At 54.7% G+C, this 14,910-nt stretch carries 11 protein-coding genes; 5 read left to right on the forward strand and 6 right to left on the reverse strand.

Features of this window, described 5'->3' with window-relative positions; translation table 11 throughout:
- Positions 1–4: 4 nt before the first annotated feature.
- Positions 5–1,702, forward strand: coding sequence for an NAD-binding protein (locus IPM50_11595; protein QQS32299.1), 1,698 nt, complete (start codon positions 5–7; stop codon positions 1,700–1,702).
- A gap of 156 nt (positions 1,703–1,858) precedes the next feature.
- On the opposite strand, the gene IPM50_11600 is transcribed toward IPM50_11595, so the two are convergent.
- Both IPM50_11600 and IPM50_11605 read right to left on the reverse strand, forming a co-directional pair.
- Positions 1,859–3,028: an NAD(P)/FAD-dependent oxidoreductase gene (locus IPM50_11600; protein QQS34514.1), complete on the reverse strand. Its 1,170-nt coding sequence runs from the start codon at positions 3,026–3,028 to the stop codon at positions 1,859–1,861.
- Positions 3,025–3,537, reverse strand: a complete 513-nt coding sequence (locus IPM50_11605) for a DinB family protein (protein ID QQS32300.1) — start codon at positions 3,535–3,537, stop codon at positions 3,025–3,027. The genes IPM50_11600 and IPM50_11605 overlap by 4 nt, the downstream gene beginning before the upstream one ends.
- A 24-nt stretch (positions 3,538–3,561) precedes the next feature.
- Between IPM50_11605 and IPM50_11610 the strand changes: the two genes are divergently transcribed.
- Together IPM50_11610 and IPM50_11615 are read left to right on the forward strand one after the other, a co-directional pair.
- Positions 3,562–3,954, forward strand: a complete 393-nt coding sequence (locus tag IPM50_11610) for a hypothetical protein (protein ID QQS32301.1) — start codon at positions 3,562–3,564, stop codon at positions 3,952–3,954.
- A 30-nt stretch (positions 3,955–3,984) separates the two neighbouring features.
- On the forward strand, positions 3,985–4,665 hold the full coding sequence (locus IPM50_11615) for a YceI family protein (protein ID QQS32302.1): 681 nt from the start codon (positions 3,985–3,987) through the stop codon (positions 4,663–4,665).
- A gap of 102 nt (positions 4,666–4,767) precedes the next feature.
- Here the strand turns inward: IPM50_11615 and IPM50_11620 are convergent, their stop codons facing one another.
- From IPM50_11620 to IPM50_11630, 3 genes are read right to left on the reverse strand one after another with little or no spacing between them, the layout of a single operon-like run.
- Complete coding sequence (locus IPM50_11620; GenBank protein QQS32303.1) at positions 4,768–5,325, reverse strand: M15 family metallopeptidase; 558 nt, start codon at positions 5,323–5,325, stop codon at positions 4,768–4,770.
- Positions 5,326–5,331: 6 nt separating this feature from the next.
- On the reverse strand, positions 5,332–6,384 hold the full coding sequence (locus IPM50_11625) for a hypothetical protein (protein QQS32304.1): 1,053 nt from the start codon (positions 6,382–6,384) through the stop codon (positions 5,332–5,334).
- A gap of 46 nt (positions 6,385–6,430) precedes the next feature.
- Complete coding sequence (locus IPM50_11630) at positions 6,431–8,326, reverse strand: 4Fe-4S binding protein (GenBank protein ID QQS32305.1); 1,896 nt, start codon at positions 8,324–8,326, stop codon at positions 6,431–6,433.
- A 233-nt stretch (positions 8,327–8,559) separates the two neighbouring features.
- Between IPM50_11630 and IPM50_11635 the strand changes: the two genes are divergently transcribed.
- Positions 8,560–10,464, forward strand: a complete 1,905-nt coding sequence (locus tag IPM50_11635) for a hypothetical protein (protein QQS32306.1) — start codon at positions 8,560–8,562, stop codon at positions 10,462–10,464.
- A 75-nt stretch (positions 10,465–10,539) separates the two neighbouring features.
- On the opposite strand, the gene IPM50_11640 is transcribed toward IPM50_11635, so the two are convergent.
- The gene (locus IPM50_11640; GenBank protein ID QQS32307.1) at positions 10,540–10,941 is read right to left on the reverse strand and encodes a hypothetical protein; all 402 of its coding nucleotides are present in this window, start codon (positions 10,939–10,941) and stop codon (positions 10,540–10,542) included.
- A 649-nt stretch (positions 10,942–11,590) separates the two neighbouring features.
- Here IPM50_11640 and IPM50_11645 point away from each other — a divergent pair.
- Entirely contained in the window at positions 11,591–14,887 is a 3,297-nt protein-coding gene (locus IPM50_11645) for a TonB-dependent receptor (GenBank protein QQS32308.1), read from the forward strand.
- Positions 14,888–14,910 lie beyond the last annotated feature (23 nt).

The following is a 14,910-nucleotide window of genomic DNA, read 5'->3' on the forward strand; positions in this document are numbered from 1 at the left end:
GCGAATGAAGTTTCTATCCAGTCAGGTCAGCTATCTTTTGAGCCGTGCCGAAAATCGGCAGAATATCGCCGCTCTGGCCAAATATCTCGCATTCCTGATCGGCGTCATCGTTCTTTTTACGATCCTTTTTCATTTTTTGATGATCTATGAGGGCCAGGAACACAGCTGGCTTTCAGGGCTGTATTGGGTTCTGGTGGTGATGTCCACGCTCGGTTTCGGCGACATTACGTTCTCGTCGGACCTAGGGCGTGCGTTTAGTGTGCTAGTGCTGCTTTCGGGCGTAGTGCTGCTGCTGATAATGCTGCCGTTCACGTTCATACGGTTCTTTTACGCACCGTGGCTCGAGGCTCAACTGCACACTAGGACTCCGCGAGAGGTTCCTGAGGGAACACAGGGCCATGTGATCATCTGCGGATACGAATCCATCGCTCCCAATCTGATAAAAAGGCTGAAGCAAGAAGGGATCAAGTACTTTGTCATCGAATCAGATCCTGCTCGGGCGGCGCAGATGCTGCAGGACGGCATCAAGGTGATCCAGGGCGAGGTGGACAGCCGAAACGCCTACGAGCGGATGAACGTCCAAAAGGCCGCTCTTGTTTTCGCCAATCGCGACGACGCCACGAATACCAACATCACGCTGACCGTTCGCGAGGCGGCCCCTGATGTTGTTGTTGCAGCGACCGCGACCGACCCTGATTCGATCGACATTTTGGAGCTGACAGGTGCCACGCACGTGCTGCCCCTCAAACAGCGGCTAGGCGAATATCTTGCCAACCGCATCAGCGTCGGCGACGTCCGTACGCACGAGATCGGCACGTTCGGCAAATGGGTCGTCGTCGAGTTCACCGTCCACAATACCAGCCTTGAGAACAAGCTGATACGCGAAACCGGACTTCGCGAAAAGGCCGGCGTGAGCATCATCGGCATCTGGCGGCGTGGAATGCTGGTCGCCGCGGATCCTGACGACCGCCTGGCCGAATTTGACGTCCCACTCGCGGTCGGGACGAGCGAGCAGATCGCAGAGCTTGAAAAGCTGCTCAAGCACGAAATGCCGACATCGCATTCCGTGCTGATACTCGGTGGCGGAAAGGTCGGCCGTGCCGCTGCTATAGCGTTGAAAGAGAAGGGCCTTACGGTCTACATGGTCGAACGCGAAAAGAACCGCTGCGATTCAATACGGCCCTATCTCGACCGCCTGACCATCGGCGATGCGGCCGACCGCGACACACTGATGACTGGCGGCCTGATGGAATCGTCTCTGGTCCTGCTGACGACCAATGACGACGCCGTTAACATCTATCTTTCGATCTATTGCCGCCGTCTGAATCCCGATGTCCGCATCATCAGCCGCGTCGAATACGTCCGCAACGTCGAGGCGATCCACCGTGCCGGTGCTGATTTTGTTCTGAGCTATGCACCGCTCGGTGCGGAATCGGTAATGTCGATACTGCAGGGCCGTCCGCCGATGATCATGGGCGAGGGCGTGGAGCTTTTCGTAAATAAGGTCCCGGAGAAACTCGTCGGCAAAACGCTTGCGAAAAGCGGGATCGGATCAAAGACCGGCCTTATCGTACTTGCGGTCGAGAATAACGGCGACACTAACGCGAACCCGACGCCCGACACCGTTCTGCCCGCCGGTGCAAAACTTGATCTGCTGGGCACGAGCGAGCAAATGCAGGCGTTTGAAAAGGTGTTCGAATAAAAAAGTATTGACTCGGATGCCTAAACTGTGAAAACATAGGCGGCATTTGGGAAAGGCGGGCATTTTTTGACGGGACAAGGTTCCGCGGACCTCACGCCTCCCGGCGTGAACCGCGGGATAAGGGGGAAACGGTGTGGGAGACGTTTCCCCCGCTTTTTATATCGCGTTGCCGGCGGCAAAACCCGATGCCCAAGCCCATTGAAAGTTGTAGCCGCCCAGCCAGCCCGTAACGTCAACGACCTCGCCGATAAAATACAGTCCCGCGACTTTCCGGCTTTCCATCGTTTTTGAAGAGAGCTCCGCGGTCGAAACGCCGCCGAGCGTAACTTCGGCTCTTCCGTAGCCTTCGGTCGAGCTGAAAAGAATGTGGCGGTCGTGAATGTTTTTCCTGATCGTTTCAATGTCGGCTTTTGAGAGCTCGGCAATGCGTTTCGCGGCAATATTCTGCGGTAGCAGCGTGTCTGCAAGGCGTTCGGGGAAAAATTTGGCGAGGAAATTCGATGCCGTCTTTTTTGCATTTCCCGCTTCACCCAGTAGTTCAACGATGTCGCCTTCCGGCAGCAGATCGATCGCGATGGGCTTTGACGGATCCCAGTAATTCGATGCTTGCAGTATCGCAGGGCCGGACAGACCGCGATGCGTAAAGAGTATGTTCTCGCGAAACGTAACGCCGCCCGCCGAAACCGCCGCGTGAACCGAGATGCCCGCCAGCCGAGCGTCTGCCTTTTTCTGAGCGACCAGCGCTACGAGTGAAGGCCGCGTCTCTTCGATCGAGAGTCCGAACTGCCTCGCGACATCGTAGCCGAAACCTGTCGCACCGATCTTCGGGAACGATAGTCCGCCGCACGCGATGACCAGCTTCGGTGCACGGAAAACGCCTTTGCTCGTCACGGCCTCGAATTCGCCATCGCCATTTCGGCTGACACTTATTACCGAACACGACGTCTCAACGCGAACACGCGCATCGCGGCATTCCGCCAACAGCATATCGACTATCTGACGCGAGGATTCGCGGCAAAAAAGCTGGCCGAGCTTTTTCTCGTAAAACGCGATTCGGTGATCTTTAACAAGGCTGACGAAATCGTCGGACGAAAATCCCGCAAGTGCCGAACGGCAAAAATGCGGATTACGCGAGACAAAATTCTCCGCCGAAACCTCGCGGTTCGTGAAATTGCAGCGTCCGCCGCCCGAGATCATTATCTTCCGGCCAACTTCGGCGTTGTGTTCGATCACGACGACGCGACGCCCGCAGCGTCCGGCCGCGATCGCACAAAAAAGCCCCGCGGCACCGCCGCCGATGATGATGGCGTCGTACACTTGCGTCAGGAAATGTAGCGTTCTTTGAGGATGTTCAAATGATGCTGCGTGTGTCCCGCTATCATCCAAGCCAGAGCTCGTGCGGAGACCGCGGCGTCGCTGGCGGTTCCGGTCCTGCTCATTTGCTCTTCGTCCGTTGCGGAAATCATCAGAACATTTGAACGCCGCTGATGATCGAATTCGTCGATCAGGCTCTTGAGCGTGCGGGCGTGAGCATCGGTCCCGTTGACGAAAACGTCCTGATCGAATCCAGGCAGCGGCGTCGCATCACCGCGTGAGATCCGCAAAAACCTGTACGCGAAAACGCGTTCTCCGTCGATAATATGGCTCAGCAGCTGCTTTACTGTCCATTTTCCTTCGGCATAGGCGAATGTGCCTTTTTCTTCCGCGAATTGCGAGAACAACGAACGCAGTTCGTCGTTTTGCGCATCCAATACTTGTACGATGTCATCTTCGGGGACGAGCCCGACATAGCCGGCGTAGAATTCCGCGTATTCTGAAGTTTCGGGTCTGCTCATACTCGGTTATAGTATCAAAAAACTATGGTTCGAAAGACAAGCTATTTGACCGTTGCACTTTCAGTGATGCTGCTTGCGTCCGCTTCGTTCGCACAGGGCGGCAAGGCAGAGCCCAAACGCATCGATTTTGTCAGAGGTGCATCGTCGGCAACGGTCCGCGGCACCCTCTCGAACGCGCAGGAAATGGATTTCATTTTCCGTGCCCGTGCCGGCCAGACCGTGACCGTCAAGAACGCTAACCCGCGGCTTTTCGATATTCGCGTTTTCAACGACATCTTCGAATTTGAAACGGAATTCGACAGCTCAGCGAAAATTGTTTTTGAGGTACCTGAAACAGGCGATTACTATATGTTCGTCCGCCGAAAGGTCGGCCGGCCTGCGTCGGCAAGATTTTCGGTTACGGTTTCGATCAAATAAGGTCATAATAAGAAAGTAGGAGAACAAGTTATGAAAAGAATGATGTTGACCGCTTTTGCGGCGGTTTTGGCTTTGGCGGTGCTTTCACAGAGCGGAGCTGAGGCAGTAAATACGACCCACGCCGACCGCTTTTCAGAAGCGACGATGAACGGCGAAACGGCCACCTACGCGCTCGACAAAGCACACAGCTTCATCGGCTTCAAGGTCAAGCACATGGGCCTGATCTACGTGCCGGGTTATTTCCGCGACTTTACCGGCACTATCAACTACGACGCACAAGACGTCTCTAAATCGACGGTAGAGTTTACCGCAAAGGTAACCAGCATCGACACAGGCGTCGCCGGCCGCGATAACCATCTTCGCTCGAAAGATTTCTTCGAGGTCGAGACACATCCCGACATCACGTTCAAGAGCACAAAGGTCGCAAAAACAGGCGATCACTGGATGCTGACCGGCGATTTCACGATGAAGGGCGTGAAAAAGTCCATCACGTTCCCGATCAAGATCACGGGTTGGGTGCCGGCTAACGAGCGGCAGGGAACCCGCATGGGAGCGACTGCCGAAACCACCATCAATCGCCGCGACTACGGCATCACGTACGGCAACAACTTGCCGACGGGCGTTCCCGCGATCAGCGACGAGGTAAAGATCGAGATCCAGCTCGAGGCACTTGCACCTAAAGCTGAGGCAAAGGCCGTTCAGCCGAACTAAGATCGGTAGACAGGAATTTCAGCCGCGAATTACACGAATAGCACGAATTAACCGCCCTAAGGCGACGCTAAGATACATTCGTGTGATCTGTGTGATTCGTGGCTAAATTTTTACAGAACATTGGGAGAAAGCGATGTCCATGATCGGATATCTCTCCCAACCGGCGAAGTCAAAATGCCACCATTCGTTGGCATTAACAGTAAATCCTTGTGATTCCATCGCTCGCCGCAGCAGGTCGCGGTTGCGGCGTTCTTCGTCCGTGCCGCCCATATATTCCGGCGAGGCACTTTCTGTGAACTCATCAAAATCCGACGGCATCGGCAGCTGCCGCCCCGTCGCGAGTTCGCACAGTGACAAATCGACCGCACAGCCGCGATTGTGAACGGAGCCTTCTGCAGGGTCGGCTACGTACTTCCGCTGAGCCTCGGTCACGAAATCCCAAAATAGTTTTGTTACCGACCACGGCCGGTAGCCGTCGAAGATCACAAGCCCGAGCCCGTCGCCTGCAAGCGACCGGTGTGCCCGCACTAAAGCCTCAGCCGCGGCAGGCTGCATGAACGCACGAGCCTCTGAATACACCGCACGCCCGATGAAGTTGTCCTCACGGGCGTAGCGGATATCCAGCCAAATGGTGTCGTCGAGAGAGATGAGTTCGATCACGTGGTTTTACGGCTTTTGAATTTCGTCCGGCGAAACGTCGTCGTCGCGAATGATGACCTCGGTGCCGAATTTCTGATAATCGCGAAACCGTATCACGTTACGCGTCTCGTAGCGGTTGCTGCGTTCGCGCACCGTCAGACGGACGTCCGACTGCAGCGGCAGCAGAAAGCGTTCGCCGGCGATCTCTGTCCAGTCGTAATCGATGGTGCGGCGGGCTGCCGAAATTGGAAATCCTTCGGGCAGGCCTGTCGCCTCGCTTTCTATTCGAAGCACACGGGCCGTTTCGCGGTCGATCCACAGTCGGCCTTTCATGCCCGTAACGGCAGTTTCGGTCGTGACGCCCGTCGCCGCGACGGTCTGCTTCGCCAGCTCCTTTTCTATCGAAAAATCGAACGCTATCGAACGCCGTCCGCGGATCTCGTCGGTATCGACCACTTTGAATTCCGTTTTGCTCTCCGGCTTGAAGATCGTCGCAAGCACTGTCACGAATTCACCCGTCGAACTCGTCCCGCCTGCCTCTTCATATGAACGCTTTTCCTGCGGATTCGGCTCGATCGCTCCGTTCTTTGACAGCAGCTTGTATGTTTCCTCGCCGCTCGCACGATAGCTGACCGCGACGACCAGGCGGTCAAGATTGCGGAAATTGCCGGTTCCGGCGAACGAAGCTGAACGCTGTATCTGTTGTTTTACGACGAAATCCGGCATCTCTTCGACGGCGTCGAGCGTCGCCTGACGTGAACGCGTAAGCAGCGACGCTGCCTCTGCGGCGGTAGGGACGCGTGATGCCTCAGGATTTCGCCGCCTGCGGTCTGCTTCGTCCAAAGCCCTGCGAAGCTCAGTGTCGTTGCCGCTTTTTGTGCGGGTCAAGTTGCGCAGGCCGTCGTTCACGGTAAAGCTGATGCCTCGGTTGCGGAGTACGGCGATCAATTCGGCCCGTGCAGCATCATTGTCCGCCGCGTAGAGCAATTTTACGTATTCGGGCTGTGTCAGCGGTTCACCTTGTGCCGAAATGGCAACCGTGCCGCAAAAAATTGCCGTGATAAGCAGAAAAGTTCTCATCCTCTTTACAGATGCCGTAAACGTGCGGCACGTTGGCGCGTTCCGTTTACTGCGGACTTTGTTTCAATTGCTCAATTCGCTGCCTGAAACTCGAATCTATCATCGCCGCACGCCTGAAATGCTTGTCTGCGAGTTCGTTCATTCCCAGATTCTTCAGCCGCAGGCCGACGACCCAATTGAACAGGGCATCGCGGGGCGTTGCCTGTTCTGCACGGCGTTCATATGCCGAGCCGTCAGACTTGCCCATGACGGCTGACGCTCCGGCGAGGAAATTATTCGATATCACTAGGTTCTGATTTCCGAGTACTGCGTCGAGCCACATCTTGTAGGCTTCATCGCGTTCGCCCATTTGCCACAGCGTTTCGCCGAGCTCTTCGCGAGCCAGGATAAGGTCAGGACGTTCCGCGAGAGCGGCGTTCAGGTTCGCCTTTGCTTCTTCAAAACGTCCCAGCCGATTGCGTATAGCACCGCTGTAATAAAGGCTGATCGCCTTCCCTTCGCCCGATTGGCGTTCTGCGGCGTTGCCTAGCAGTTCCAATGCTTTACCGGGCTCGCCGTTGAGATATTCCAGCCATGCGTACTTGGGCAGAGCGTCCACGTTCGTGAAAAGCCCCGCACCTGCTGCTCGCGAATAATTGCCGATGCCGCCGCGAATGGCCTCGGCCGTTTCGTCCTCTATCCATTGCCGCGGATCGGCTTCGGCGAGTGCAAGTTCGTCCGGAATAGTGAGCGATTCGAACGCCTGATTTCCGCGGTATTCGTGATATCGGACGTAGCCGCTGTGAATGTTCAGGCCGAGCCAAACCACCGAAAATGCCAGAAATATCAACCCATACGCCGTAGATCTGCCGGATGAGCGAAGTGCGAAATGATAGAACGCGGCGTCGGGCGAACTGACCAACCGCAGCGTTTTGTAAACCAGGAACGCCGTCACGATCGCGATGCCTATCGCCATCAGCATCGGTACTAGTTGATAGACGTTCCAGACGGCAAAATAACTCAAAACGAACGACGCGGCGACGATGATCTCGTCCGTCCACGTCAGCGGATGATCTGCGGCGGCCTTCTTTTCGACCGCAACGGACGGCTTGCCCCAGCCCCAATACAACGCGTCATTCGGACAGACGGAAACGCAGTCCATGCATTTCATGCAGCCCGCATCTACGACCATGCCGTATTGTTTGACTTCGGCGTGGACCTTGACGTTTGATGTGCACGTCGCGGTGCAGTGGCCGCATTCGTTGCAGGCATCGGTCACGCGTATGCGGCCGGGAGCAAGTTTGTCGGCGACCGCAAAAAAGCCTCCGTACGGGCAGCCGTACGTGCAAAAACCTTTAGAGCCAAGAAAATAAACGGTCACAAAGCCGCATATAAAAAGGAAAGGTATCGCGACCGCTACCGGCGGGAAGGTCGCCCAAAAATCCGTAGTTATTATGTGATTAGTGAACTGCGGGATCAGCGGTTCATTTGGGGCCTTTGTCAGTGCCCGCGAGACCGTGGGCCAAACGAACATGTACAACGCCGCTATAAGCGGGACATACATGAGCAGGCGTGAGCGAAATGGCCGCGGTTTCAGCCCTATTTTCTTCAGCATCCATGCGCACAGGTCCTGAAGCGCGATCACGTGGCAGCCCCAGCCGCAAACGAACCGCCCAAAGATGACGGTCGCTAAGATCGCCAGCGTAAAGAAAATAAAGCCCGCGTTCACAAAGCCGTCGCGGAGCGTGAACATCGATTCCGACGGCTCGATCGGCGAAATGGTCGTGCCCATCAGCCACCATTGGATGATGTGTGCCACCATCAGCAGGTTTACAAGGATCAGGGCGAACGCACGCCATCGGCTCGTCCGCGAATGCGCTATCTCAGCCTTACCGGACACGTTAAGGACCGGAAGATCTTTACGCACTTTTTTATTGTTCGGGTCGCAGCCGCTTTTCGCCATCGTGCCTCTCGAAAGATGATTATAGGTTTTCGAGTGTGCTAAATACACCCGAAAGAAAAGACTTTTACGTCGCTCTACGGATCGGCGAAAATTAAAATGATTCTAAAAATTAATTGACTTTTGACAGAGATTTGGTTATTTTACAACTTCGTTTCCATCTTCAGAGACGCTGACCCTTCCACAGAGGATTTGAAGCTACGATTTCGAAGTATACCAAATTAGGAGCAAGACTAATGAGAAGATTTTTGCCGGGCGGCCGGCTTGGGATTGTTATTTCGGCTTTGGCGCTAAGCCTTGTAGCAGGCCTTGTTTTCTTTTCGGAACAGGCCTCGATGGGAAAGAACGGTGACACCGGAACGGTCGAAAAAATGATCGTAGCCGGCGGAACCGCGACGATGGACATGGACATCACTGCACTGAACGGAGCTAAGAGCCGTTCGCGTGAGAGCTCCATGCGTTTCGACGCGGCACGCGACACCTTCTTTACCATCATCGTTTTTAACGGGGAATTGCGTGCAATGTTGCCGAGTGCGATGGAGCTTGGATCGACAAATTCGATCGAGCTGCCCGCAAAACTCGCCGCCTCGCGTGAGAATCTTATCCTCGAAGTTTCGCCGATCGGAGCACCGTATGAGCTTGTCGTGCGCGATAGCCGCGACGGTTTCGGTTTCTTCAATATCGAAGGGCCTGAGGTCAACTATGACCCGAACACCCGCGCATTCACCATCACGGGCGGCAGAATGCTGATCACTGAGGAGTTCGCGGCGGCACTCGGCCGTGCGTCTGACGCCGGCAAGATCGTCGGACAGATCAACGTCAATGTAACGATGCGTCCCATAGAGGTCGCTACGCTGGTTGACGGTGAAGCTACCGAAAACAAGCTGCCGGCAGGTGCAGGCATGAGCCCCGAGGCCGGAACCGTTCCCGGGCCCGACGTTATCGTGGGAGACCTGGTCGGCCTCGCTCAGTTCGGCTCTGCCGCAAACAATCAGGTAGGTCTGGCAGTAGGAACCGATTCCTGCAACGCCGGTACGATCGACCTGAACTGGAACGCACTCCCGAGCAACGACCACCCTGTCATCGGCATGAACCTCTATCGCATGAGCGGAGGAGCCGACAACGCAGAACGCTTTGAAATGGTCGGCCATTCGGCTCTTAAGCACGGATTTACGGCACTGACGCAGAACATTTGCGGTTTCGGCTGCAACGGCGTCGGCGGCAGCCGCCTTGGTTCAGGATGTTCGGATCCGTATTCGGCAAGTTTGAATTCGGGCCCAAATCTCGGCTCGCGTGCTTGGGTCAATCCGTTCACCGGATTTTTCCCCCGCGGCGATTCGGCCACGCCGCCGAACAACCACAGCGGCCACACCCACACAGGCCCGTCGCACCGCATCCTGGTCGGTGTGAATGACCTGATCACGACGCAGAATCCCGGTGCCGCATATTTTGCAGAGGGCCAGTACGTCACACCGCATGAATACGCTTGGTGCCAGTCGAATCCGGGTCAGTGCAATCAGTACAACAACGTTTCGTACCGCCGCTACAATGTGTCCGGTACTGCCGCACCGTTCAGCTTCTCGCCGAACGGCTCGACGCAGCGTGAGAAGATCGCACTCAACGCCTGGACCGGTGCAACCATCAGCGAGGTGCATCCCGCACCCGGCGTGGACGGTAAAGCGTTCGTCGGCTATAAGGTGACGAATCCCTCGGCAGGTGTCTGGCGATATGAATACGCCATTTACAACATGAACCTCGACCGTGCGATCCAGTCGTTCGGCGTTCCTATCGGTAACGGCGTAACGCTGACAAACGTTCAGTTCTACGCTCCGCCGCAGCACCCGGGCTGGTCAGCCGACGGTACGGACAACAGCCAGGGCTTCAGCAGTGCTCCCTGGACGGAATCCGATGCAAGCGGCTACAAGTTCTGGAGTTCGGAAACGTTCGCTCAGAACCCGAACGCAAACGCGATCCGCTGGGGCACCATGTATAACGTCCGTTTTGACTCGAACCGACCGCCGGTACTGACCGACGGACGCATGGGCTTTTTCAAGACGGGCCAGCCGATAACGGTTCGCGTACTCGCTCCTCAGGCCGGCAGCCCGACCTGTTCACGCGTTCCGCAGGGCAACCGCTGCTAAGCGTTTCGCCCGGAAGGCAAAAAAATTGGGAAGGCCGTTATGGCCTTCCCTTTTTAGTTTGAAAATAAGAAAACTCTAGTTAACCCACTCTTCCTCGTAGTTGAGGTGCCAATGGCGGGTAACCCATTCCTGGGCAGCCGTCATGGCGACGTTTTTCCATTTCTTGAGGTTCTCGAGTATCGTCAATGCCGCGAGCGGCTTGCTCGGGTCGCGTTCGACGCGGATCACGCGGGTCGCTACCTCGATAATGGGCTTGTCTTCCGACAGTATCCGAAGCTTAACATTGCTTCCGACCGGCGGCAGCGTTTCCAAATTTACCAGCGTGCTGTTCTCGCCGACATTTTCGGTCAGCCCCTTCACTTTGATCGTCTTTCCGCTTTCCGCGTCCACCCAAGATGCCTGTACCGGCATACTTGCGAGGATACGGTGGTGAAGCGGCGTTTTGTATGATGATGTTGCGTATTCTACTTCTGCCATTATTCCCCTTTCGCCTAGTATATTTATGAAACCGTCCTTGCTGTTTTTATAGGCTGTCCGCAAGGAAGTCCAAACCTTATTCCAATCTTACAAAAAAGTCAAGTTTTAATTTCGCCCCTTTTCCAACTGCCAAAAGCTTGCCAAATCGAAACGGTCAGGCCTTCAGGTCTCCTTTTGTAACAAAAAAAGATACAAAAAGCAATGACTTTGTATCATAGGGACCCGATTTGGTTGCCAAATTGACAAAAATTTGCGAATTCAGGGCTTTGTGAGCCCGATTTAACAAAGAGTTAATACGCGCCGAATACCGTAACAGATTCAGGAGAAGCGGCGGCAGCTTCCGGCGAGATCTGAGGAACTCAAATTGCGTAAGGTTGATAACTTGCTGCTGCTATTTTGACGTATCAAAAGGCCCATCGAAAGATCGACCGAGCGTCAGGTTTCTAAACGGTTGATTTGACGGAGATTATCGGAAATTTCAGATGTTTGCCGCTACTTGCGCAGAATTCAATATCCGCATAAAATCTTCGGTCGTCATCCAATAAATAGAATAATTATCCAAAAAGGATGACGACATTTGACCGGTTTGAGCTTTCATAAAGTTCTTTTTTTTTAACAACAGAAGAAAATTTCGAGGTAAACAACAAAAATGAAAAATAAATTTTCGATACCTTCGGTTTTGGCCCTGTTCGCCGCACTGATCCTTACGGCATCAATTTCGGCACAGGTGACCACATCCGAGATCGTCGGACGCATCACGGACGCACAGGGCCAACCGCTCGGCGGCGTGATCGTCGAGGCGACTCATGAACCGTCAGGCACTGTCTACACGACGACGACGAATGATTCCGGACGCTATGCGTTGCCGGGGCTTCGCGTCGGCGGCCCGTACACGGTTAAGGTAAGCCAGGCGGGCTTTAATGAGCAGGTCCGCACGGACTTGCGCCTTGGCCTGGGAACCGCAGCGACGGTCAATTTTAGCCTTAGCACGGCCATCTCAGAAGAGGTCACCGTGACCAGCGACGGCATCTTCAGTGAGGTCAGGACCGGTGCTTCGACCGGTGTGGTAGGCGCCGTTGTAGAAACGCTGCCGACCATCAACCGACGCCTGAACGACTTTACGCGTCTCACACCGCAGGCCAGCGGCGGCGGAACCTTTGCAGGGCAGGACAATCGCCTGAACAACATCACCATCGACGGTTCATATTTCAACAACTCGTTCGGCTTGGCGGGCCAGCCCGGTGAACGTACTAACGTTTCGCCGATCTCGCTGGACGCGATCGAAGAATTTCAGATCAACGTTGCTCCGTATGACGTTCGTCAGGGCAACTTCGTCGGTGCGGGCGTGAACACCATCACCCGCAGCGGTACGAACCAGTACAACGGCTCGGTCTATTACCTTTTCCGTAAGCCAAGCCTCGTCGGTAAAAAAGCAGGTGCTAATGCTTTTGATCCCGGCAATTTTGACTTTAAAAACTACGGTTTCCGCGTAGGCGGCCCAATGCCGTTCTTTAACTTTGGCGAAAACGATGGGCCGATGTTTATCTCCGGCAAGAATAGACTGTTCTTCTTCCTGAGCTATGAAAAGGAAGAATTGACCGAGCCCGGCACGACATTTGTCGCTCGCAATGCGGGTCAGACCATCGGCGGAAACACGACACGTGTTCTTGCCTCGGATTTGGACGGTCTCAGCAACTATCTACGCACGAATTTCGGATACGAAACCGGCCCGTATCAGGGATACAGCCACCTCACGCCCGCCGAAAAATGGCTCGGCCGCGTTGACTACAACCTCAACTCGAGGAACCGTATCACGGGCCGCTACATTCGACTTGACTCAAGCACCGACGTTCTGCTCTCCAATTCGTCGTCGCTTGGATTTGGTACCCGCAGATCGAATTTGAATGGCCTCAACTTCCAGAATTCCAACTATCAGATCCTTGAGAATATCCGCTCATGGGTTGGCGAGTGGACCTCCACGTTCAGCAGCCGTATGGCTAACAGCCTCATCGTCGGTTACACGACTCAGGATGAAAGCCGTGCTTCACGCGGGAGCTTTTTCCCGATGGTCGATATTCTCGAAGGCGGCTCGGTTTACACCACCTTCGGTTTTGAACCCTTCACGCCGAATAACGAACTACGGTACAACTCGTTCCAGGTTCAGGACAACTTTACGTTCTATACCGGCAAGCACACCATCACGGCGGGTTTGAGCTTTGAAAAGTACGAATCCGAGAACGTCTTCTTCCCGGGATCGCAGAGTGCATATGTTTACAATTCGCTCCAGGATTTCTATACGGACGCGAATGATTACCTTGCAAATCCGAACCGCGTTACCTCGCCGGTAACTCTTCGCCGATTTCAGGTAAGATGGTCGAATATCCCGGGCCTCGATAAACCTGTACAGCCGCTCGAGGTCAAATACTGGGGCTTCTACGGCCAGGACTCTTGGAAGCTCGCTGATAACTTTACACTTTCGTTCGGCGTCAGGGCAGACATTCCTTTCTTCGGAGAAACGGGCTTTGTTAACCCGCAAGCAAACGGCCTTACATTCCGTGATGAGAACGGTGCTGCTGTTCAATATAGGACCGAGCAGCTTCCGGACGCCAGTATCCTGTGGTCGCCGAGAGCCGGTTTCAACTGGAATCCGATGAGCAGCGGGCGGGTTCAGGTTCGCGGCGGTACCGGCATCTTTACCGCACGGCCGGCATACGTATGGATCTCAAACCAGATCGGCAACAATGGTATCCTCACGGGTTTTGAACAGCTCGATAACACGGTCCTCAGGCCGTGGAACCCGAATCCGGACCGCTACAAGCCGTTGACCGTTACCGGTGCTCCCGCGGCTTCGTATGAATTGGCACTCACTCAGCCAAACTTCAAATTCCCGCAGATCTGGCGTTCCAGCCTAGCGGCGGATGTGAAGATACCGCTCGGCCTCGTTGCAGGCGTTGAATATATGCATTCGAAGGACGTTAATGGCATCTACTACATAAATGCCAATCTGGCGGCTCCCAATAGTGCGTTCACGGGCGTTGACAATCGTCCACGCTGGATCGGCTCAAATCGTATCAACAGTAATATCACCAGCGCCGTAGTTCTGAAAAATCAGAACGTCGGCAAAACGTGGAATATCGCTGCTACGCTCGAACGTCCCTGGGCAAATGGACTTTACGTCAAGGGTGCATACGCCTATGGCGACTCCGAGAACACCGTCGATCCGGGCTCGATCGCATTTGGTTCATGGAACAACAACCAGCATGCAGGCAACCCGAATCTTCCGGGCCTCGGCCGCAGCTTTGCTTATCAGGGACACCGTATATTTGGTACCTTCACCTATCGCAAGGAATACTTCAAATTCGGAGCCACGACCGTTTCAATGTTCTGGGAAAGAAGCCGCGGCGGAATAGGCAGCTATACATTCAGCGGCGACCTGAACGGCGACGGCGGAACGAGCAACGATCTTGTCTACATCCACAACAGCATTTCCGAGATGAACTTCCAGCAGTACACTTCCAGCGGAACGACCTTTACGGCCGCTCAGCAGGCCGCTGCATGGGATGCGTTCATCAGTCAAGATCCTTACCTCAGCAAGAATCGCGGCAAATATGCTCGTCGCGGCGGTGCCTATCTGCCGTTCCGGACGCGCGCGGATTTTAGCATTGCTCAGGATCTGTTCTTTAAGGTAAAGGGCAGCACTCAGAAATTCCAGGTTCGTGCCGATATTCTGAATTTCGGCAACTTCCTGAACAAAAATTGGGGTGTTGGCAAGGCGTTCAATTCGCTGACCCCGCTCATCTCGCAGGGTGCTGATGCCAATGGAGCGGCTCTTTACCGGTTTCGCAATAGTGGACCAAATCTGATCCAGGGCTCGTATATCTCGACCGCAAACTCAGGTGACGTATATCGTATTCAGATCGGTATTCGCTATATCTTCAATAAGTAATAGCCTCACGGCTATCAGCCTTT

The sequence above is a fragment of the Acidobacteriota bacterium genome (assembly GCA_016700075.1).
GTDB lineage: Bacteria > Acidobacteriota > Blastocatellia > Pyrinomonadales > Pyrinomonadaceae > OLB17.